The organism is Millisia brevis NBRC 105863, assembly GCF_001552615.1.
GTDB lineage: Bacteria > Actinomycetota > Actinomycetes > Mycobacteriales > Mycobacteriaceae > Millisia > Millisia brevis.
In genome coordinates this window covers 138,114-161,761 of record NZ_BCRN01000011.1, presented here as the reverse complement: position 1 = coordinate 161,761, position 23,648 = coordinate 138,114, and the positions used below count along the sequence as shown (strand labels likewise).

The following is a 23,648-nucleotide window of genomic DNA, read 5'->3' as shown; positions in this document are numbered from 1 at the left end:
ACGAATGACTGCGGACGAGAAGCAGGCCCCTCGCACGCGTCGGGCTCGCCCGGCGCGGCCCGCACGACGCAGGACCGCCGCCACGCCGATCCTGGCCCAGCTGCTCACCGCGGCGGTCGAGGCCAACCCGACGGGTATCGCCGTCGAGGACGGTGACCGGACGCTGACCTACCTCGAGCTCGACGCCTGGTCCTCACGCCTGGCACGGGTGCTGATGGCGCGCGGTATCGGCCCGGAGTCGTTCGTCCCGTTGGCGATGTACCGCTCGATGGACCTGATCGTCGCCACCTGGGCGGTCATCAAGACCGGCGCCGCCTACGTGCCGATCGACCCCGCGCATCCGCGCAGCCGCATCGACACGATGCTCGGTCGCGTCCGCGCGAGCCTCGGCCTGACCGTCGGCTCCCACCGCCTCGCCCTCCCCGACGACCTCGACTGGCTGGTGCTCGACAACGAGGCGACGATGATCGCCGTCGAGTCGGCGCTGTCCGACCCGATCGGGTACGCCGACCGCCTCGGCCGCGTTCGCCCGGAGAACACCGCCTACGTCATCCACACCTCCGGGTCGACCGGCATGCCCAAGGGCATCGAGCTGACCCACGCGGGCGTCGCGGTTCTGACCGCGCAGCTGCCGCGGCTCTACCACATCGAGAAGTCCTCCCGGGTGCTCGTATTGGCCTCGCCGAGCTTCGACGTCGCGGTGCTCGAACTGCTGATGGCGATCTCGGCCGGGGCGACGATGGTCATCTCGCCGCCGACGATCTACGGCGGCCCCGAGCTGGCGGAGTTCATCCGCACCCGCGCGATCAGCCACGCCTTCATCACCCCGTCGGTGCTGACCTCGATCGACCCGGCCGGCCTCGACGGGCTGACCGACCTGCTCGCCGGCGGCGAGGCGATCTCGCCCGAGGTGGTCGCGATCTGGGCGCCCGGCCGACGGCTCTACAACGTCTGGGGACCGGCCGAGGCGACGATCGAGAACGCGACCAGCGACGTCCCGATGAGCCCCGATCGGCCGGTCACCCTCGGTCGAGCGCTCGACGGCCTGGCGATCCGGGTCCTCGACGAGCGGCTGCGCCCGGTACCCGCCGGCGTCGTCGGCGAGGCCTACCTCGGCGGCCACTGCGTCGGCCGCGGCTACCGCGGCCAGCACGCCCTGACCGCCTCGCGCTTCATCGCCGACCCGGACGGCCTGCCCGGGTCGCGGCTGTACCGCTCCGGCGACCTGGTGCGATGGACGCCGGACGGCGAGCTCGAGATCATCGGACGCTCCGACTTCCAGGTGAAGATCCGCGGCCTGCGGATCGAGCTCGGTGAGGTCGAGTCGGCGATGGCCGCACATCCCGACGTCGAGCACGCGGTGGCCGTGGTGCGCCGCGATGCCCCGAACCAGGTCGATCTGGTCGGCTACGTCGTCGGCATCCCCGGCCGTGAGGTCGACGGCGATGCGGTCCGCGCCGCGGTCGCCGAACGGCTGCCCGGCTACATGGTCCCGGTCGACGTCGTCGTGCTCGACGCCTTCCCGCTCAACACCAACCGAAAGCTCGACCGCGAGGCCCTGCCCGCCCCGCAGCGGCGCCGGGCCGAGTCGCGCGCACCGCAGACCCCGAGCGAGATCGCGGTCGCCGACGTCTTCCGGGAGGTCCTCGACCTGCCCGAGGTCGGCGCCGACGACGACTTCTTCACCATGGGCGGCAACTCGCTGTCCGCCACCCAGGTGATCACCCGCATCAACTCCCGGCTCGGGGTCTCGCTGGCCCTGCGCGCGCTCTTCGATTCCTCGACGGTCGCCGGGCTGGCCGCCCGGGTCGACGAGAGTTCCGCCGGCGGGCGCATCGAGCTTTCCCCGCGGCCGCGCCCCGACCGGGTACCGCTGTCGATGGCCCAGCAGCGGCTGTGGTTCCTCAACCGCCTCGACTCGACCGCCGCCGGGTACAACATCGTGGTCATCCTGCGGCTGACCGGCGCGCTGGACGTCCCGGCGCTGTCCGCGGCCGTCGGCGACCTGTTCGCCCGCCACGAGGTGCTGCGCACGGTCTATCCGGAGATCGACGGCATCGGCTATCAGGACGTGCGGCCGCTCGAGGAGGTCGCCTTCGATCTGGTCGCCCAGCCCGTCGACGAGCGCGACGTGCAGAAGCTGGCGATCGCGACCTTCGAGGCCGGCTTCGACGTCACCTCCGAGATCCCGATCCGACTGCTGCTGCTGCAGATCGGCGCCGACGACTACGTCCTGGTGATCGGGGTCCACCACATCGCGGCCGACGGCCTGTCGATGGGCCCGCTGACCCGCGACATGATGCTCGCCTACGAGGCGCGCCGCTTCGGCGACGCCCCGTCCTGGCAGCCGCTGCCGGTCCAGTACGTCGACTACACCCTCTGGCAGCGCGAGGTCCTCGGCGACGAGAGCGCCCCGGACTCGCTGATCAGCCGCCAGATCGAGTACTGGCGTGGACAACTCGACGCATTGCCCGAACAGATCGACCTGCCGACCGACCGCCCCCGGCCGCGGGTGTTGTCCTCGCGCGGCGGTGCGGTGTCGATCGACATCTCCGCGGACGTCCACCTCGGCCTGGCCGAACTGGCGCGCCGCGCCAACGCCACGATGTTCATGGTGGTGCACACCGCGCTGGCGATCCTGCTCGCCCGGCTGTCCGCCGGCAACGACATCGCGGTCGGCAGCCCGATCGGTGGTCGCGGCGAGGAGAAGCTCGATGGCCTGATCGGCATGTTCGTCAACACCCTGGTGTTCCGGACCCGAATCGACCCCGCCGACAGCTTCGACGACATCCTGGCGCAGGTGCGCGAGACCGACCTGCAGGCCTTCGCCCACGCCGATGTGCCCTTCGAGCGGCTCGTCGAGGTGCTCAACCCCGCGCGTTCGCGGTCGCGGCACCCGCTCTTCCAGGTCGGCCTGTCCTTCCAGAACCTGGGTGCGAGCGCCTTCGACCTGTCGGACCTGCAGGTCTCGCGGATCGAGGCGGACGCGGACATCTCCCAGTTCGACCTGCACGTGATCGTCTCCGACCAGTTCGGCCCCGACGGCGAACCCGCCGGCCTGATCGGCGAGATGACGTACGTCTCCGACCTCTACGACCGCGCGACCGCCGAAGCCTTCGTCGAGCGACTGGTCGGGCTGCTCGGCGTGATCGGCTCCGGGTCGACCGGCGGCCCGGTCGGCGACCTCGACCTGCTCAACGCCGGCGAATACCGCGAGCTGGTCGGCCTGCGCAATGCCACCGCCGTCGAGCGGCCCGTCGAGACGCTCGCCGACCGCTTCGCCGCGGCCGCCGCGACCCACCCCGACGCGATCGCGATCGACGCCGAGGACGGCACGCAGACCTATGCGCAGTTCGCCGCGCGCGTGCACCGGCTCGCTCGTCGGCTGATCGGCCTCGGTGTCGGACCGGATACGCCGGTGGCGATTCGGATGCGCCGCAGCTCGTCGATGCTGGTGGCGATCCACGCGGTGATCCAGGCCGGTGGCGCCTATGTGCCGATCGACCCGGACGCGCCGCAGGATCGGATCGACTACGTCCTGTCGACCGCGAATCCCGCTGTGATTCTGGTGGATTCGACCGACGGCGGCGACGGCGTCGAGATCCCCGCCCTCGTGGTGACCGAGGACGTCGCCGCCGACCTGCCGGCCGGGCCGATCCGGTCGGACGAGCGGCTCGCCCCGCTGCGGCCGGGCAATACCGCCTACATCATCTTCACCTCCGGATCGACCGGTCGCCCCAAGGGCGTTGCGGTCAGCCACGCGTCGATCGTCAACCGACTCGACTGGATGCAGTCGGAATACGTCCTGACGCCGGCGGATGTCGTGCTGCACAAGACCCCGACGACCTTCGACGTGTCGGTATGGGAGTTGTTCTGGCCGTTGGAGATCGGCGCGACGCTGGTCATCGCTCGGCCGGACGGCCACCGCGACCCGGTCTACCTCGCCGATACGATGCGCAGCCGGCGGGTCACCACGGTGCACTTCGTGCCCTCGATGCTGGCGGCCTTCCTCGACGACGAGTCCGTCGCCGCCCGCGCCGACGCGCTGACGAAGATCTTCTGCTCGGGTGAGGCGCTGCCGGCGCACGTGGCCGGCCGGGTCGAGCAGATCCTGCCGAATACGCGGGTGCACAACCTCTACGGCCCGACCGAGGCCGCGGTCGACGTCACCTATCACGAGGTCGGCTCCGCGGACACCATCGTGGTGCCGATCGGCCGCCCGGTCGACAACACCTCGGTCTACGTCCTCGATTCGCGGCTGCGCCTGGCCCCCGACGGTGTGGTCGGCGAGCTCTACCTCGGCGGTGTCCAGCTCGCGCGCGGCTACGTCTCGCAGCCGCGGCTGACCGCGGAGCGCTTCGTGGCCAACCACTTCGGCGTCCCCGGCACGCTGCTCTACCGCACCGGCGACCTCGTGCGGTGGGAACACGGCGAGCTGGTCTACATCGGCCGCAGCGACTTCCAGGTCAAGCTGCGCGGACTGCGCATCGAGCTCGGTGAGGTCGAGTCGGTGCTGGCCGCCGACGATGCCGTCGCCGAGGCGGTCGTGCTGGTGCGCAACGACCAGTTGGTCGCCTATCTGGTGCTGCGGGATACCGCCGCCGACCCGCATACGGTGGTCTCGGCCACCCGCCGCAGCCTGCCCGACTACATGGTCCCCGACCGGGTGATCGTGCTCGACGCGCTGCCGACCAATGCCAACGGAAAGCTCGATCGCAGCGCGCTGCCCGATCCGTCGTTGACCGCGCAGTCGATCCGGGAACCCTCCACCGCGGCCGAGAAGGCCGTCGCCGCCGTCTTCGCCGAGGTCCTCGACCGGGACCGCGTCGGTGCCGACGACGATTTCTTCGAGCTCGGTGGCAACTCGCTGATCGCGACGCGGATGGTCTCGCGCCTGGGCGCCGCCTTCGGCGTCGCGGTTCCGGTGCGGCTGATGTTCGAGGCGCCGACGGTGTCCGCGCTCGCGCAGATCCTGCCGTCGCTGACCAATGCCGAGCACGTCGCGCTGACCGCGCAGGAGCGGCCGGACCGTATCCCGTTGTCCGCCGCGCAGACTCGCATGTGGTTCCTCAACCGCTTCGACACCGCCGCCGGTACCAACAACATCCCGGTGGTGCTGCGGCTGACCGGTTCGGTCGACGTCACCGCCCTGACCGCCGCCTTCGCGGACGTCTTCGGTCGGCACGAGTCGCTGCGGACGATCTACCCGGAGTTCGACGGCGAGGGCTCGCAGCTGATCCTCCCGCAGGACGACCCGCGCATCCCCGGTCTGCAGGTCGTGGCGGTCAGCGAGGCCACGGTGATCGAGCGGGCCGTCGAGATGGTGTGGGCCGGTTTCGATGTCACCACCGAGGTGCCGGTGCGTGCCGGGCTGCTGGTGGTCTCGCCGACCGAACACGCGCTGGTGGTCGTGCTGCACCATATCGCCGCCGACGGTGTGTCGATGGGACCGCTGACCCGCGACGTGATCGTCGCCTACGAGGCGCGTCGGACCGGCACTCCATTGGCCTGGACGCCGCTGCCGGTGCAGTACGCGGACTACACGCTGTGGCAGCGCGCGACGCTCGGCGACGAATCGCACCCGGAGTCGCTCGCAGCCCGGCAGCTCGCCTACTGGCGCGGGAAGCTGGCCGGCGCCCCGGAGGAGGTCACCCTGCCCGCCGATCGGCCCCGGCCGACGGTGATGTCCGGGCGCGGCGGCACGGTCCGCTTCGACGTCGACGAGCAGGTCGTCGTCGGTATCCGGGAGCTCGCGCGCCGTCTCGGCGTCACCGACTTCATGATCGTGCATGCCGCCCTGGCGGTGCTGGTGGGCCGGCTGGCCAATACCTCCGACGTCGTGATCGGTACGCCGGTCGCGGGGCGCGGCGAACGCGAACTCGACGACGTCGTCGGCATGTTCGTCAACACCCTGGTGCTGCGCACCCAGCTCGACTGGTCGGCGTCCTTCGCCGACGTGGTCGCCCTCGCCCGCGATGTCGACCTCGGCGCCTTCGGGCACGCGGACGTGCCCTTCGAGCGGTTGGTCGAGGTGCTCGACCCGCCGCGCTCGCAGAGCCGCCATCCGCTCTTCCAGGTCGCGGTGTTCTTTCAGAACCTCGACTCGGCCCGCTTCGAACTGCCGGGGCTCGAGATCACCGTCCCGCAGTTGGACAACCCGTCGGCGAAGTTCGACCTGCAGGTGACCGTCGGCGATGTGCCCGGTCCGGACGGCGAGGCCGGCCGCATCACCATCGAATTGCTGTACGCGGAGGACCTTTTCGAACCGCGTTCGATCGAGAACTTCGGAGCCCGCCTGCGCGGGATTCTCGCGGCGGTCACCGCCGACGCGAGCGCGGTCGTCGGCGATCTGCCGGTGACCCTGCCCGGTGAACGGGATTCGGCCCTGGCCACCTGGGGCGGCGCGCCGCTTGTGGACGCCGACGGCGGCGCCGAGGTGCTCGACGGATTCTGGGCCCACGAGCGGTCGCAGCCGAACGCGCCCGCATTGGTGACCGATTCCGGTGCGGCGGTGACCTTCCGGGATCTCGGCGATCGGGTCGGCCGCCTCGCGCGGCTGCTGGTCGAGGCCGGGGTCGGCCCGGAGGTCCCGGTCGTCCTCGGGCTGCGGCGCGGCGTCGACCTGGTGGTCGCGATGTACGCGGTGCTGGAAGCCGGGGGTGTCTTCGTCCCGGTCGACCCGGATCATCCGGCCGAGCGGGTGCGCTACGTGCTGGGCGTCGTCGGCGACACCGTGGTGCTCTCGGCCACCGAGATCGGTTTCGCCGACCGCTTCGGGATCGCCCCGGACCGGGTGCTCGACCTCGACGTCGTCGATGCCTCCGCCCGACCGGGCGGCCGACTGCTCCCCGCGGAACGCCGGGCGACGGTCACCGGGACGAACGGCGCCTATGTGCTGTTCACCTCGGGGTCGACCGGTCGCCCGAAGGGTGTGGTCGTCTCCCGTGCGGCGATCTCGAACCAGATCGCCTGGATGGCCGACGAGTTCGACTTCGGGCCGCGCGATGTCTACCTGCAGAAGACTCCGGTGACCTTCGACGTGTCGCTGTGGGGCTATCTGGTGCCGCTGTCGACCGGGTCCGCGGTGGTGCTGGCCTCGCCGGAGGGCCATCGGGATCCCGGATATATCGCCGGCCTGGTCGAGCGCTTCGCCGTCACCCTGACCGACTTCGTGCCCTCGATGCTCGTGGTGTTCGCCCAATCGGTCGGGCCCGCCGCGGCGTCCGCGCTGGCCACTCTGCGGGACGTCTTCGTCATCGGTGAGGCGCTGACCACCGAGGCGGTGCGCGCCTTCGGCGAGGTCTCCGCGGCGCGGGTGTGGAATATCTACGGGCCGACCGAGGCCGCGGTGTCGGTCTCGCTGGCCCCGGCGATCGCGCCGACCGAGGCGCCGGCGGATGCCCGCCGCGGCGGCTCGGTGTCGATCGGTGTGGGCGAGCCCGGTGTGCGGCTCTACGTGCTCGACTCCCGGCTGCGCCCGGTCCCCGACGGCGTCCCCGGCGAGTTGTACATCGGCGGCGTGCAGGTCGCCCGCGGATATCTCGGTCGCCCCGGGCTGTCTGCGGAACGGTTCACGGCGGATCCGTTTGCGCTCGACCCGAGCGCCCTCGGCGTCGGCGGCACCGCCGGCGAGCGGATGTACCGCACCGGTGACGTCGTCATTCGCGACGGTGCCGGGCTGAACTACGTGGGCCGCAGCGACTTCCAGGTCAAGCTGCGCGGCCAGCGTATCGAGCTCGGCGAGATCGAATCGGTGCTCGTGTCGCTGTCCGGGGTGGCGGCCGCGGTGGTCGTCGTCGCCGGCAGTGGCGGCGGCGAGCGGCTGGTCGGCTACGTCGTCGGCGAGTCCGGCGTCGCGATCGACGAGGCCGCGATGCGGGAGCGGCTCGGCGGGCACCTGCCCGGATACATGGTCCCGGAGCGGATCGTGGTCCTCGAGGCGTTCCCGCTCAACCCGGCCGGCAAGGTCGATCGGGCCGCCCTGCCCGATCCGGGCGTTGTCGCCCGCGAATTCCGGGTGCCGGTCACCGTCGTCCAGGGTGTGGTCGCCGCCGTCTTCGGTGACGTCCTCGACCTGGGCCGCGTCGGACTGGACGACGACTTCTTCGAACTGGGCGGCAACTCGCTGACCGCGATGCGTGTTGTCGCGAGACTCGGTGCCTCCCTGGGGATCACCGTGCCGGTGCGCACCCTCTTCGAGGCGCCCACCGTCGAGCGCATCGCCGCGGCCGTCGAGGGTCTGTCGACCGCGTCGCGGCCCGATCTGGTCGCCGTCGTTCGGCCGGAACATATCCCGCTGTCGCTCGCCCAGGCGCGCATGTGGTTCCTCAACCGGCTCGAGCCGGCCTCGGTGGCCAACAACATCCCGATCGTGCTGCGGCTGACCGGCGAGATCGATCTGCCGGCCCTGGCGAACGCCTTCGACGATGTCGTCTGCCGGCACGAGGTGCTGCGCACGGTGTACCCCGAGCGGGACGGCACCGGCACACAGATCATCCTGCCCAGCGATGACCCGCGGATCCCGCGGCTGCAGCAGCGCGAGGTGGCGTCGCCGGACGAGGTCGTTCCGGTGGTCACCGAATTCCTCACGCGCGGTTTCGATGTCACCACCTCGATCCCGGTGCGCGCCGGCATCGTGCGGGTGGCCCCGCAGGAGCATCTGCTGCTGGTGGTGATGCACCACATCGCCGCGGACGGCTTCTCGATGCTGCCGCTGACCCGCGACGTGCTCGTCGCCTACCAGGCGCGGCGCACCGGCGGGGAGCCGAACTGGCAGCCGCTGGAGATCCAGTACGCGAACTACACGCTGTGGCAGCGCGAACTGCTCGGTGACGAGGCCGATCCGTCCTCGATCGCGCACGCCCAGCTCGCCTATTGGCGCGATCAGCTCGCCGGATACCCCGAGGAGGTGACGCTCCCGCTCGACCGGCCCCGGCCGTCGAAACAGAGCGGCGCCGGTGCGGCGGTACGTTTCGGCATCGACCCCGCGACGACCTCCGCGATCGCGGCCGTCGGTCGTCGACTCGGCGCCACCCCGTTCATGGTGGTGCACGCCGCGCTGGCCGCCCTGCTGGCGCGCAGCACCGGCGGCAACGATGTGGTGATCGGTACCCCGATCGCCGGTCGTGGCGAGCGGGCCCTCGACGACCTGGTCGGCATGTTCGTCAACACCCTCGTGCTGCGGACGGACGTGCGGTCGTCGATGACCTTCGCGCAGCTCGTCGACGAGGTGCGGCGCGTCGATCTCGACGCTTTCGCCCATGCCGACCTGCCGTTCGAGCGGCTGGTCGAGGTGCTCGATCCGCCGCGTGCCGGCGGCCGCCCGCCGCTGTTCCAGGTGGCGCTGTCCTTCCAGAACTTCGGACCCGGCACCGGCGCGGCGATGCGGTTCGACGAGCTGACGGTCGAACCGATCGAGGATGCGGCCCCGCCGGCGAAGTTCGACCTGCAGGTGACGCTCACCGAGCCGGCCGATGCGAACGCCGGATATGCCGTCGACGTCACCTACGCGACCGACCTATTCGACCGGGCGACCATCGACGGCTTCGTCGGCCGGTTCACCCGCGTCCTGCGGGCGATCAGCCGAGCGGACGCCGACCCGGTGGTCGGCGACATCGATCTGCTCGAGGAGTCCGAGTTCGGCGCGCTGACCACCGTGACCGGTGGCGGCGAATGGGGCTTCGACACGATGATCGACGTGCTCGAGCACGCGGTGGCCGTCGATCCCGATGCCGACGCGCTGGTGCTGGGGTCCGCGGTTCCGGGGTCGGCGCGACTGACCTACCGCGACCTCGACGAGCGGTCCTCGCGGCTCGCCCGCGAGCTGATCGCCCGCGGGGTGGCGACCGAGACGTTGGTCGCGATCGCGCTCCCGCGATCGTTCGAGCTGATCACGGCGATCTTCGCGGTCCTCAAGGCCGGTGGCGCGTACGTGCCGATCGACGTCCGGTACCCGGTCGATCGGGTGCGCTACATCCTGGAGGCCTCCGGGGCGGCGATCGGCCTGAGCACGTCGGCATTCGTCGACACCCTGGTGTCCGAGGGCGACGCGGCGGCGAATGGGGTCGACTGGCTGCTCACCGACGCCGCCGACATCGACGACCTGCTGGCCGCCCGGTCGGCCGCGCCGGTCACCGACGCCGATCGCCCGGCGCTCGTGCACGCCGGTTCGCCCGCCTACGAGATCTTCACCTCGGGATCGACGGGTCTGCCGAAGGGTGTCGTGGTCCCGCACGGCGGCCTGGTCGCCCTGCTCGGTGAGGTCGCCGAGCGCACCGCGACCTCGACCCCGGTCCGGTCGTTGGCGGTCGCCTCGCCGAGCTTCGACGCCTCCGTCCTCGAGCTGCTGGTGATGCTGGCCTCCGCCGGGACGATGGTGATCGCCCCCGGGGAGGTCTTCGCCGGCGACGACCTGGTCGAACTGATCGACCGCGAGTCGATCACGCACGCGTTCGTGACGCCCGCGGTACTCGCCTCGATGGACGCCGAGGCCCTGTCGGGACGGCTCGAGGTGCTGCTCAGCGGCGGCGAGGCCGTGCCGTCGACCGTGGTCGACGCCTGGGCGCCGGGCCGCCGGTTCTTCAACGCCTACGGGCCGACCGAGACCACGATCGTCTCCGCGATCGCCGGTCCGCTGACCGCCGGACGGTCGGTGCCGATCGGTGGACCGCCGCGCGGTACGACGCTCTACGTGCTCGACGAGCGGCTGCACCCGGTACCGCAGGGCGTGGCGGGGGAGTTGTACGTCTCCGGCGCCGGCGTCACCCGCGGCTACCAGGGACGACCCGATCTGACCGCCGATCGATTCGTTCCCGACCCCTTCGCGGGGACGGACGCACCCGGCCGACGGATGTACCGCACCGGCGACGTCGTCCGGTGGGTCGAGCCGGGTGTGGTCGAATACCTCGGCCGCTCCGACGATCAGGTCAAGATCCGCGGTCTGCGCATCGAACTCGGCGAGATCGACGCGGTGCTCGCGGCGATCCCGCGGGTCTCCGCGGCGGCGACGCTGGTGCACACCGACGACGCCGGGCGCCCGCATCTGGTCGCCTGGGTGGTCGGAGACCCGGCGACGACCCTCGACCCCGACGCGGTGATCGCCGCGGCGGCCGCCTCGCTGCCCGGGTACATGGTGCCCTCGGTGGTGACGGTGATCGAGGCGCTGCCGGTGACCGGCAACGGCAAGCTCGATCGCAAGGCGTTGCCGGCGCCGGTCTTCGCCGCCCGCGAATTCCGGGCGCCCACCACGTCGGTGCAGCAGGCGGTGGCCCTGGTCTTCGCCGAGGTGCTCGCGGTCGACAAGGTCGGCGTGGACGACGACTTCTTCGACCTCGGCGGGCACTCGCTGTTGGTCACCCGCGTCGCGCGTCGGCTGCGCGAGCTGACCGGGGCGCCGGTCAGCCTGCAGCAGGTCTTCGACCACAGCACGGTCGCCGGGCTCGCCCGATCGATCGAGGTCTCCGAGGTGACCGACGAGGCGTCCGACTTCACCCACTACGTGCGGTTGGCGTCGGACATCGTGCCCGCGGCGTCGGGCCCCGGACTCGAGCGGCCCCGGGTGGCCCTGCTGACCGGTGCGACCGGCTTCCTCGGCAGCCACCTGGTGCGGGAGCTGATCGACGCGTCGATGACGGTGATCGCTCTGGTGCGCGCCGACACGGAACAGGACGGCTTCGACCGGGTCGCCGCGTCGATGCGTCGGTACGGCTCCTGGCGCGACGGTGACGCCGACCGGATGCGGATCATCCCGAGCGATCTGGCGACGCCGGGTCTCGGGTTGACCGAGGAACAGTTCGCCACGTTGGCGCGGGAGGTGGACGTGATCGTCCACAACGGTGCCCGGGTCAACCACGTGGAGAACTATCGACGGCTGCACGAGCCGAACGTGCGGGCGACCGAGGACCTGCTGCGATTGGCGGTCACCGAGCGCAACAAGCCGTTCCACTACGTCTCGACCGGCTCGGTGCTGACCGACATCACCGCGTTGGCCGCGGCCGGTCGGATCGTCGTCGGCGAGAACGATCGTGCGCCCGCCGCCGGTCTGCTCGACAACGGCTACGTCCAGTCGAAGTGGGTGGCGGAGGAGATCGTCGAGATCGCCCGCACCCGCGGCGTGACCGCGACGATCCACCGCCCCGGGCAGATCACCGGCGACCTGGTGACCGGCGCGGCCGGTACCGACGACGCGTTCTGGAATATGGTGCGCGCCATCGCCGGTTTGGGCATCGTGCCCGATCTCGCCGAGGGGTCGGTGGCGATGGTCCCGGTCAACTTCGTCGCCCGCGCGATGGTGGCGTTGGTGCTCGAGCCCGCGGCCCGCGGACGCGATTTCAACCTCATCAACACCGAACGGGTGTCGATGGCGCTGCTCGGCGAACGGCTCACCGCAGCGGGATTCGACCTCGAACCGGTGACGACGGAGCGTTTCGCGACCGAATTGTTCACCGTCGGTGAGGAACTCGCCGCGCAGGGTGACGAGGGATTGGTGCGCGCGATCCTGGTGGCCGGCGAATTCGCCGGTGGTATGGCCGAGACGATCGTCATCACCAACGATGCGACGCGCGCGATGCTCGAACCGATGGGCGTGGTCTGTCCGGTCGTCGACCGGGCGGTGCTCGACCGGTATATCGACTACTTCGTGGGGATCGGCTTCCTCAAGAGGCTGCGGTGAAGGCCCGCCGGGCCCGGCTTCCTGCGGGTTCCGGCGGGTGTTCGGTAACTGCGGGGTCGGTCGGTTAAGGTCTAGCGCGAACGCGGTTTAGCCGCGGGGAAGCCAGCGTACGGACGCTAACGATCGGCCGATTCGGGCCGATGCTCAGTGCAGTGAAAGACCGGGGTCGTCGCCAACGGTGGCCCGAGACGACGGATGACGTGAGGTGCATGTTCCCTATGGCCCGGCCTACTTTCCGGAAGGCTCGAACACTGATGGGTTCGATGGCGGTCGCCGCCTCGTTCCTCGCCTCCTCGGTGCTGATGGCGCCGACCGCGACCGCCGACCCGTTGGTCGACAACCCGAACTCGAGCACCGGCGGACCGTCGTCGCTCGGTTCGTACGTCGCCGACTACACCGTCGAGGGCGATCAGTGGCTGCTCCTGGACGTGTACTCGCCGTCGATGGATCGGGAGATCCCGATTTCGGTGTGGCGTCCCGCCGATACCAGCGTTCCCCGGCCGACGCTCTACCTGCTCAACGGAGCGGGTGGTGGTGAGGACGGCGCGAACTGGCAGGCGCGTACCGACGCCATGGAGTTCTTCGCGGACAAGAACGTCAACGTGGTCACCCCGCTGCAGGGCAAGTGGAGCTACTACACCGACTGGATCAACGACGACCCGGTCCTCGGCCGCAACAAGTGGCAGACCTTCCTGACGCAGGAACTGCCGCCGGTCATCAACAGCTTCCTGGGCACCAACGGCGTCAACTCGATCGCCGGCATCTCCTCCTCGGGTACCTCGGTGTTCAACCTGGCGCTGCACGCCCCGGGTCTCTACCGCGGCATCGCGGCCTACTCCGGCTGCGCGCAGGCGTCCGACCCGATCGGTCGCGACTTCATCAAGACCACGGTCGAGGTGTGGGGCGGCGGTGACACCCTCAACATGTGGGGTCCGGACGATTCCCCGCTGTGGGCGCAGAACGATCCGCTGGTGCGGGCCGAGGAACTGCGCGGGTACGACCTGTACATCTCCAACGGCAGCGGCCTGCCCGGCCCGTACGACACCCCGTCGGGTCCGGACCTCAACGGTGATGTCGCGTCGACCGCGAACCAGATCATCGTCGGCGGCGTGATCGAGGGTGCCACCAACTACTGCAGCCACAACCTGCAGCGTCGTCTCGACGAGTTGGGCATCCCGGCGACCTACGACTTCCCGCCGGTCGGCACCCACTCGTGGGGCTACTGGCAGGATCAGATCAAGCTGTCCTGGCCGGTGCTGGCCCGGTCGCTCGGAGTCTGACCCAACGTCGTTTCCGATCCAACGGCGGGTACCACGGCATGAGCCGGGTACCCGCCGTTGGCGTTTGTCCGCGGGGTGAGCCACATCGCCGGCCGGGGTTGTGGGACAACGCGGCGGCCGTGGGGTGTCCCGGTGCCGGGGTCGGGCCGGTGCGGGGGGTGCGGGGGGTGCGGGGGGTGCGGGGTGCCGGGGGCGTCCGCTTACCTCCTGCGCGGCGCTGATCGTCCGAGGAGCGCGGGACGGCTCCGGGATGAGCCGCGCCGGGGCAGGGGCCGACATCGCGACCGTCACCCCGATGGCGGCTGTGGCGCCGGTCGGGCTTCCCGGGGGGGGGGGAGAGGGGGACGCTCAGGAGCGTCGAGCGGCGCTTCGGTATCCGATGATCGCGGGAATGGTGAACACCAGGATCAGGCCCAGCGACCAGGCGAGCGACTTCATCGCCGGTTCGAAGACATCGCCGCCGACCGCCATCGCCCGCATCGCGTCGATGGTCACCGACATCGGCTGGTTCCCGACGACGCCCTGCAGATCCCGCGGATAGGCCTGCAGCGGCACGAAACCGGTGTTGAAGAACATCATCAGGGTGCACAGGATTGACACCAGCTCGACCAGACCGGCCTGGGCGGCCTTACCGGAGGCCAGGAAGGTCACGAAGGTCGAGAAGGCGATCCCGAAGAGGACCGGCAGGGCGATGAACCCGAGGAACTCGATCGGACCCTGGGTGAACCGGAAACCGAGCAGGATCCCGATCAGCAGGATCAACAGCGAGGTGATGACCACGCGGATCGCCTCGGCCATCAACCGGCCCAACAGGCCGGCCGCCCGATGCGTCGGCAGCGTCCAGAATCTGCCGAGCAGCCCCTTGGCCGCTTCCTCGCGCAGACCGACGCCGCTGGCGATCGACCCGTACATCGCGCCGACCAGGATGATCATCGGCACCGTGCCGTTGATCGCCGGTGCGCCGGTCGCCCGGGTGATCGTGTCGCCGAGCACGATGTCGAACATCAGCAGGGTCAGCGCCGGGTACAGCAGGGCCTGGATCATCGTGGCGGGGTCGCGCGACCAGCGGGTCAGCAGCCGTTTGCACTGCAGAGCGCTGTGGACGAACAGCGCCCGCAGCGAGGACTCCTTCGCCGCGCCGACGACCTCCGGCAGCGGAGCGTCGTAGGGGGAGTTAGCGGTCGACTGTGTGGTCATGTTCGCCTCATACTCGCCCAGACGGCCAGCGGCGCGAAGACGAGCACCAGCCCGATGAACCACAGCGCCGCGGGCATCAGTACCGACCAGGTGATCCCGCCGTCGGCCATATCGCGCATCGCGTAGGCGAACTGTGAGATCGGCTGGTTGCGCACGAACGGGCGGATCCACTCCGGGAAGCCCTCTTCGGGTACGAAACCGCAGGACAGCATGCCCAGGATCAGCTGCGGCAGGGTCAGCGCCTGAGCGGTGGCCTCCGGGCTCTTCGACAGGTTGCCGATCGCGTCGCCGCCGAGCGACAACGCCAGTCCGATGCCGAGCGCGGCCAGACAGAACATCACCGCCTGCCCGATCCCGGCCTGGAAGCGGAAACCGATCATGTACCCGTAGGTCAGCGCCGCCGCCAGGGAGACGATCGAGCGGACCATGCAGGCGGTCATGCGGGCGCACAGCGGCACCCAGCCGCCGACGGGCATCGTCTTCATCCGGGTGGTGAAGCCGCGGGCCCGTTCACCGGCCGCGAGCTGGGCGGCCGAGATCGCGGTGAACGCGACCGCCTGCATGACGATGATCGGCATCACGAACTGTGCGTAGTTGATGCCGCTCAACTGCATGACATGCCGCAAGGGCAGGTAGAAGCCGAGGGTGAAGACCAGCGGGGCCAGGGCGGCGATCACCAACTCGCCGCGCACGACCATCGTGCGGATCAGACGGGAGCTCAGCGCCCACCACTGACCGATCGCCGACGGCCTGGCCGCCGGGCCGGTCGTGGTCGGGGCGGCCACGATATCGGCCGTCACGTCACGCGCCTCCGTGTGGACGACGCCGCTGTGGAACCGGGCGGCCACGCGGCGGGAGCGGTTCGCCGAAGGTGCCGTAGTCGGCGGGCTCGTCACCGTCGGTGGACGGTGCCGGACGCAGCGGACGCGGGCCCATCGCCGGCTGCGGGCGGGCGCCCGGTCGGGCGGTGTGGTCGGCGCCCGGTCGGGCTGTGTGGTCGGCGCCCGGTCGGGCGGTGCGGTCGGAAGGTCCCGGGGCCTCGTCCTGCGCTACGGGGTCGGCGGAGCCGTCGCGAGGCACCACCTCGATCGGACCGCTGACCGGGTGGCCGGGCGGGCGGATCCGCGAATGTGCGACATCGCCCGCGTCACCGGCCGTCGGTCGCATCCCGATGCGTCGGACATTGCCGGGACCGTCGCCGTCGGACTCGTCGCGCCGGTGCGCTGTCGCCGGTGGGTCGACGCGGCTGGGGCGGGCCGGTCGGTGCGGTCGGGGCATGCCGTGCCGCGGCGCATCGCCGCGCCGCTCGACCCGGACCGGCTCGTACGCCGGCGAGTCGTACTCCGGCACCGCCGAATGGCGACCGGTGGAGCCGGGGGAGCGCGGAGCCTGCTCGTAGGGCGTTTCCGACAGCAGTTCGGCGGGCACATCGTCGTAGGCACGCGGCCGATCGTCCGCGTCGGCGTCGTCGACCGACGCAGCCGCCGCGGTGTGTTCCGCGGCATGCGCCCCGGTGTCGGCGTCCGCGTGTTCGGGCTCGTACACCGGGCCGTCGTCGAGTTCGTCGACGCGATGATGATCGTGGCCGTTGCGCGGTGGTACGTCGTCGATCGGAGCCGGGGCGGCCTCGACCGTCTCGCGGTGTGCCGTCGGGCGGGGGCGCCGGATCGATTCGATGCCGGAGGCGGCCGGGTCCGGCGGATATGGTCCGCGGATGGCCGGACCGATATCGGTGGGCCGGTCGTCCGGGGGAACAGGCTCGTACAGGGTCGGGTCGAAATTTGCCAACTGCTCGTCGGTCAGATCGTCGAAGTAATCGTCGATCGGCCCGTCGACCGGAGGGTCGCCCCGGTACGCGTCGTAGTCCTCCGGGTGTTCGTTTGCCCCGTGCAGATCGGCCCCGTGCAGATCGGCCCCGTGCAGATCGGCCCCGTGCTGGTCCTCGTGCACTTCGGCCCCGCGTTGGTCGGCACCGTGCAACTCGGTCTCGTGACGGTCGGCGTCGTGCCGGCCGGCGTCGTGCTGGTCGGCCCGGTGCAGATCGGCTCGATCGCTGCGGTGGCGGGGGAAGGCCTCGGCCACCGGGCCGCGATCCGGCGATCCGGTCGTGCTCGACCAGGCGTCGAAATCGTCGTCGAGCACCGGCGGCAGGTCGAAGTGCGCCGCCAACTCGGTGGTGGTCGGACGATCCCCATTGGACCCATTGGACCCATTGGACCCATTGGACCCATTGGACCCGTTGGAAGGCGCGTGCGAGTCGTCGCGGAAGCGTCGCTCGGTCGGCATGTCGAGGTAATCGAAGGACCGCTCGTCACCCGGGTCGTAGCTGGGGCGCTCGTAGCTGGGGCGGTCGAATTCGGCCGCGTCGAAGCCGGTGGCGTTGTAGTCGGCGTCCTCGTACCTGGCGGCGTCGTAGTCGGTCGGCTCGTAGTCGGCCGACTCATAGCCGGCCGCTTCGTACTTGCGCGGGTTGTATCCACCCGCATCGGCGGCGTGCCGGCGGTCGAACCTTCCCCGATCCGGGGACTCGCGGTCGAATGCCGCACGGTCGTATGTTTCACGCTCGTAGGGCCCCGGTTCGTGCGGCGCACGACCGTAGCCGCGGGGGTCGTAGCCGCGCCCGTCGTAGGCGCGCGGGTCCCGGACCTCCCGAGGACCCTGCTCGTCCCGTCGCTGCTCGTACTCGTCCCACTCGAATGCGCCCTGGTCGGCGGCATGGCCGTTGACCGCCGGTCCGTCGAGCGGATCGCCGTCCGTATGGTCCGAGCCGGCGTCGTCGACCGGACCGCCCACGACGATGCGGTCACCCGGAGCGTCGATCTCGAGGGGTAGATACTGCGGGATCTCGCCGGAGACGTACCGACCGATCTCATCGGAGACGTAGCCGGGCTGGTGCGGCAGCTCCCGGTCCTCCTCGGTCGGCGCGGAAACCACGCGGCGCGGCGGAACGGGCCGCGCGGGTGCGACCGGAGTCGCCTCGGCGGCGGGCTGTACGGGGGTGGCGGGAGGTTGCGCGGCGGGCTCGACGACCTCCGGCAGCGGGGCGGCCATCGGCTGCGGGGGCAGCGGGGCGGCCTCCGGTTGCGGGGGCAGCGGGACGGCCTCCGGCTGCGGAGGCAGCGGGGCGGCCGCCGCGTGATCGGCGGACCGGGCGCGATCCCCCGAGCCGTTGCGCTCCCCGGCCGGCGGGGCGTCCGAGGGTGCGGCCGCGGCCAATCCGGCGAGCGGGGCGAAGGCCGTCGGTGCCTCGACCCGCGCGTCGGCCGGCGGCACGACCCGCGGCGACTCGACCCCGGCGGGTGCTGCGGGTGCGGCCTCCTGCGCCGGCGGACGCAGGTCGGCGCGGCGGCGCCCGGCGGCCGGTCGAGCGGTGCGAATGATCGGCATCGGCTGGGTCGGCGCGTTCTGCATCGCCTCGGGATCCGCCTGCTCGGCCCCGGTGAACTGCAGGAAGACGTCGTCGAGGGAGGGGCGGCGCAGGCCGATGTCCTCGAGGTCGATCCCCGCCTGGTCGAGGCGACGAACCGCCTCGGTCAACGTGGTGGTGCCGTCGGGGGCCGGAATGGACAGCAACCGGTCATCCGGCTCCAGCGCCGATCGCACCGCGACCGGCACCATGCCGCCCAACGCGTCGAGCATCGCGGGCAGATCGTTCGGGTCGGCCGGGACGATCTCGCAGAACGAGCCACCGGCCATCGCCTTGAGCTCGTCGGCGGTGCCCTCGGCGATCACGGTGCCCCGGTCGATCACGATGATGTTGTCGCTGAGCTTGTCGGCTTCCTCGAGGTACTGCGTCGTCAGCAGGACCGTGATGCCCTGCCGCTTGAGGCTTTCGACGAGCATCCAGACGTTCTGCCGACTGCGCGGATCGAGGCCGGTCGTCGGCTCGTCGAGGAAGACCACGCTCGGGCGCACGACCAGCCCGCAGGCGATGTCGATGCGGCGGCGCATACCGCCGGAGTATCCGGAGACCGGGCGGCGGGCCGCCTCGGTCAGGTCGAATTCCTCGATCAATTCGTCGGCACGCTGCCGGGCGGCCTTCTTGCGCAGACCCATCAGGCGGCCGAAGAGTTCGACGTTCGCCCGGCCGCTCAAGGTCTCGTCGAGCGCGGCGTACTGCCCGGTCATCATGATCGAGCGGCGCACCATCGCCGCTTCCTTGACCACGTCGAAACCGGCGACGTGCGCGGTGCCCTCGTCGGGGCTGAGCAATGTGGAGAGGACCTTGACGGTGGTGGTCTTGCCCGCACCGTTCGGCCCGAGCACCCCCAGGACGGAGCCGCGCTGCGCCGCGAAGCTGATACCGCGCAGCGCGTGCACGTCACCGAAGCGCTTGTGGACGTTGTCGACAAGCACCGCAGCGTCGCGGGGTTTCTGCATCACACTCCATCATCGTTCGGGCAGGTCGCGATCGTTGCATCCGCGGCCGAATCGGTGGCAGAGGCCGCAGTTTCCCCGAGCATTCCATTCTCGCAGGCCTCGGTAGCCCCGCTGGGGAGCCTTTCGCATGGTACCGCCTGTCGGAAAGTTGAGGCTTTGACCAGCGTTTCTCTCAGTTCTTCACCAGGATCCGACAAAGCGGTCACAGCGGAGCCGGCTCCGGCTGAGTGCCGGTCACCCCTGCTGACCAGGGTGCGAATGACCACCGCCAGATCGAGGACCGCCCCCCGGGTCAGGTAGCCCATCGCACCGGAGTAGAGGCCGCGGCGGCCGCTTTCGACCGTATCGAGGATCGCCATCGTCCGAGCCTTGGGCGCCCCGGTCATCGACCCCGGCGGAAACGACGCCGCGATCGCGTCGAGACCGTCCCGGTCGGCGCGCAGGGTTCCCCGGATCGTCGAGATCATCTGGTGCACCGGGGCGAAGGATTCGATCGTGAACAGGTCGGGGACCTCGACCGAGCCGGGGCGGCAGACGCGACCCAGGTCGTTGCGGACCAGGTCGACGATCATCAGATTCTCGGCGCGATCCTTGACGCTGGTCTGCAGATCCAGTCGGGCGGCCGCATCCGATCGTCGCCCCGCGCCTCGCGGTCGGGTGCCCTTGATCGGTCGGGACTCGACGGTTCCCGCGCGGTCGACGCGCAGGTACCGCTCCGGGGACAGACCGACGACACGGAGGTCGTCGATCCGCAGGAACCCGGCGTACGGCACCGCGATCCGTCGCCGCAGCCGGCGAAAGAGGGCGGCCGGGTCGAGTGACGAGGTCCACTCGATCGCCGTGGTGAGGCAGATCTCATAGGACTCGCCGGCGCGGATCTGCTCCATGCAGCGGTCGATCACGTCGAGATACCGCGCCGGCGGATCGCGCAGCACGCCGATCAGATCGTGCGGATCGACCGCGGGCAGCCGGCCGGCGGTCGCGACCGGTTCCGCGGCCGGCGTCGTGGCGATCGCCCGCTGCGCGGTGGACAGCCAGTCCTCGACCGCCGCGTCGGTATCCGCGTTCGACAGGGCCAGCAGATAACACCGCCGGCCCTCGTGATCGATCACCAGGGCCCGGCCGGCGAAGACGAGCTCCGCATCACACCGGTCGTGCGGGTGCGCCGGGCGATGCGGTTCTTCGAGGCCCGGCGGCGGTGCCGCGTGGTCCGCGTAGCCGGGCGGGCCGATCTCCGCCGCCAGGTCGTAGCCGAGCGAACCGACGAAGCCGAGGCGGAAGTCGAACGGGACGTCGACGTCGGGGGCGAGATCGGGCAGCGCCGCCAGCTCGGCGCGCAGGATAGGAAGGAGTGGGCCATCGAGGCGCCGCACCCCGTCGTCGACGATCACGTCGGCGCCGCTGTCCACCCCGTACCGCAGGACGTACCCGAACGGGCCACCCGCGTCCCCGACGATGCTGAAGCGTTCGCCGACGGCGGCGTGGACCCGGTCGAGCCAGAAGGTGGCGCGGGTGCCCGAGAAGAGGGCGTCGAGAACCGCTTCGGCCTCGGGGTGATGGTCGATGCGCCGACAGATCAGCCGGTGCGGTCGCCGCGGCGTCACCGGTGCGGCGACCGAGGTAGCTCGACTCTCGGTGAGCGACCCGCGTTCCGCCCGGCCGACGGGCCGGGCGGCCGGATCGCCGATGGACCCGCCCGGTCCGGACCGGGTTGCCGGATGCCGCTCGGCGAGCCGGCGAAAGTTCGCCAGCAACTCGCGGCCGCCGACACTGCAGATCGACTCCGGATGGAATTGCACTCCCCAGAGGGGCCGGCTGCGGTGCTCGACCGCCATGACGGTGCCGTCGCTGCCGCGGGCGGTCACCCGCAACTCGTCGGGTACCTCCACGGCGGCGAGGGAGTGATACCGCACGACCGTCAGCGGCTCCGGCAGCCCGGCGAACAGGCCGTCCCGGTCGTGCACGATCGTGTCGATCAGCCCGTGCCAGGGGCGGTCCATCCGTTCGACCGTTCCGCCGAGCTCGGTGATCAGCGCCTGATGCCCCAGACAGACGCCCAGGATCGGCACCCCGGAGGCGATCGCCCGGCGGCCGAGCCCGATATCGCCGTCCCGATCCGGTCGGCCGGGGCCGGGGGAGATCACGATGCGTGCGTAGCGGCGCAGCTGCTCGTCGGACAGCTGCGCGTCGTTGACCACCACGTCCGGTTCCACCCCGTCGACCGCGCAGAGCAGATCGAACAGGTTGTAGGTGAACGAGTCGTAGTTGTCGATCAGCAGGGTGGTGGTCGACATCCCCCCATCCTGGGCCACAAACCGCCCGCCGACCATTTCGGCGGACCGTCGTGCTCAGCCCTCCATCGTTCCGTAGCGGTTGACCGCCCCGGTGTCGGTGACGTCGGCGGTGCCGCTTTCCCAGCCGACGGTGGTCCCGGTGGAGGTGATGATGACGGTGTCGACCGAGGACGTCAGCACCACCGCGACCTGGGCGTCGACGCGCAGGGTGTCGATGTGCTGGGCGAGCACCACCGATCCGCTCGCGGCGGAGGTCAGCGTCACCGCGGCGCAGTCCTCGGTGATCTCGACGCGGGAGACCGCCCGGTCGATGCGCACCTCGCCCGTCGGACAGGAGATCTGGGAAGCGCGGCTCCGGTACTGCTCGCGGGTTCTGTTGATGACCACGGTCGGGGAGTAGTCGCCCGCCGGACGTTCGACCGAGGTCGACGGGCGGGTCGCGGCAGCCTCGACGGAGGTCGTCGTCTCCGCTGCGGCGGTTTCGGTCGAGGTGACGGCTACCGCCGCGGCTCCGGTGGCCTCGTCCCCGCGGTCGAGGCTGACGTCGCAGCCGGTGAGGCCGAGCGCGGCGCCGATCAGGGCGAGAGCGGGCACGGTCGATCGCAGATGGGTGCGCCCGGACGGGCGGCGGTGGACGGCGAAGCGCATGGTTCTCCCCGAGGTGGTCACCACCGGCCGGCCGACGCCCGGGTCGGGTCGAACGGCTTGTTGAGATAGTCGTCGGCACCCTCCTCGAGGGCGGCCGACCGCTCGAAGGACGCGCCGACGCGGGTCAACAGGATGATCGGCGTCCAGTTGTCGGCGGCGCGCAGCCGGCGCACCAGCTCGCGCCCGTCCATACCCGGCATCAGGATGTCGGATACGACGATGTCCACGGCCTCGCCGGCCAGGGCGTCGAGGGCCGCGCGCCCGTCGGCGGCGGTGGTGACCTCGAATCCGGACCGCCCGAGGAAGGGGGCCAGCCCGTCGCGAATGGTCTCCTCGTCGTCCACGAGCAGGACGCGGGCGGTGCTCACAGTCTTTCCCCCTGGCGATCGGCTCGGCGGCCCCGTCGGCGCAGAAACCCTGCCGCTAGTCTGGTCGGGTCGACGGCGGCGCCCGGGAAGGGGGCCGATTTGATCCGACTGCCCGACCCGGGGCATACTATCCGGGTTGCCTTGACGACAGGTGCAGTTTTTCTGCGGCCTGAGTCGGGGACGAGCACTCGAGGGTGCATCCGATCCAAGCGGGTAGGTCAGGTTCGGAGTCGAGGGATGACATATCCCCACGATTCCGACACGCCCGACCGCGTGGACCGGAGGAACACTGACATGTGAACAGCGGCATATGCGGTCCACCGTGGCGCTTCGGCGCCTGCCTTCTGTTCACGGTTCGTGTCCGCCCCCGGTGTCTCGTCGGTCGCAGCAATGACCGAGTCGACGCGGCAGACGCTTCGTCGCTGCGGCAGGACAAACGTCAATCGGCTCCCAGCGAGCCCCCGGACACACGGCAGGGAAGAGGACATCAGCGTGGCGGGACAGAAGATCCGCATCAGGCTCAAGGCCTATGACCACGAGGCCATCGACGCCTCGGCGCGCAAGATCGTGGAGACGGTGACCCGCACGGGTGCGCGCGTGGTGGGCCCGGTGCCGCTGCCGACCGAAAAGAACGTGTATTGCGTCATTCGGTCGCCGCACAAGTACAAGGACTCGCGCGAGCATTTCGAGATGCGCACGCACAAGCGACTCATCGACATCCTCGACCCGACGCCGAAGACGGTTGACGCGCTCATGCGCATCGACCTGCCGGCGAGCGTCGACGTCAACATTCAGTGAGCGCGGAGACCGA

Annotated in this window: 8 protein-coding genes and 1 pseudogene; 3 read left to right on the top strand and 6 right to left on the bottom strand. The window is 70.7% G+C overall.

Annotation, left to right across the window (positions count from 1 at the left end):
- Positions 1-4: 4 nt before the first annotated feature.
- Together MB1_RS16315 and MB1_RS16310 are read left to right on the top strand one after the other, a co-directional pair.
- Positions 5-12,670: a non-ribosomal peptide synthetase gene (locus tag MB1_RS16315; RefSeq protein ID WP_066909480.1), complete on the top strand. Its 12,666-nt coding sequence runs from the start codon at positions 5-7 to the stop codon at positions 12,668-12,670.
- Positions 12,671-12,924: 254 nt separating this feature from the next.
- Positions 12,925-13,950, top strand: coding sequence for an alpha/beta hydrolase (locus tag MB1_RS16310; protein ID WP_066909477.1), 1,026 nt, complete (start codon positions 12,925-12,927; stop codon positions 13,948-13,950).
- A gap of 348 nt (positions 13,951-14,298) precedes the next feature.
- On the opposite strand, the gene MB1_RS16305 is transcribed toward MB1_RS16310, so the two are convergent.
- From MB1_RS16305 to MB1_RS16280, 6 genes and pseudogenes are all read right to left on the bottom strand, one after another.
- The gene (locus MB1_RS16305; protein ID WP_066909474.1) at positions 14,299-15,147 is read right to left on the bottom strand and encodes an ABC transporter permease; all 849 of its coding nucleotides are present in this window, start codon (positions 15,145-15,147) and stop codon (positions 14,299-14,301) included.
- Positions 15,144-15,947 (bottom strand): ABC transporter permease, encoded by an 804-nt coding sequence (locus MB1_RS16300; protein WP_245650222.1) that lies wholly within the window; start codon positions 15,945-15,947, stop codon positions 15,144-15,146. The genes MB1_RS16305 and MB1_RS16300 overlap by 4 nt, the downstream gene beginning before the upstream one ends.
- A 2,626-nt stretch (positions 15,948-18,573) precedes the next feature.
- A pseudogene (locus MB1_RS26595) lies at positions 18,574-19,527 on the bottom strand (ATP-binding cassette domain-containing protein); the annotation flags it as partial.
- Positions 19,527-21,821 carry a chorismate-binding protein gene (locus MB1_RS16290; protein WP_066909471.1) on the bottom strand — a complete coding sequence of 765 codons (2,295 nt, stop codon included), beginning with the start codon at positions 21,819-21,821 and terminating at the stop codon, positions 19,527-19,529. The gene MB1_RS16290 and the pseudogene MB1_RS26595, both read right to left, overlap by 1 nt.
- A gap of 54 nt (positions 21,822-21,875) precedes the next feature.
- On the bottom strand, positions 21,876-22,469 hold the full coding sequence (locus MB1_RS16285) for a hypothetical protein (RefSeq protein ID WP_066909468.1): 594 nt from the start codon (positions 22,467-22,469) through the stop codon (positions 21,876-21,878).
- A gap of 17 nt (positions 22,470-22,486) precedes the next feature.
- The gene (locus tag MB1_RS16280; RefSeq protein ID WP_218000255.1) at positions 22,487-22,837 is read right to left on the bottom strand and encodes a response regulator transcription factor; all 351 of its coding nucleotides are present in this window, start codon (positions 22,835-22,837) and stop codon (positions 22,487-22,489) included.
- Positions 22,838-23,329: 492 nt separating this feature from the next.
- Between MB1_RS16280 and rpsJ the strand changes: the two genes are divergently transcribed.
- Complete coding sequence (gene rpsJ / locus MB1_RS16275) at positions 23,330-23,635, top strand: 30S ribosomal protein S10 (RefSeq protein ID WP_003938093.1); 306 nt, start codon at positions 23,330-23,332, stop codon at positions 23,633-23,635.
- The last annotated feature ends 13 nt before the right edge of the window (positions 23,636-23,648 follow it).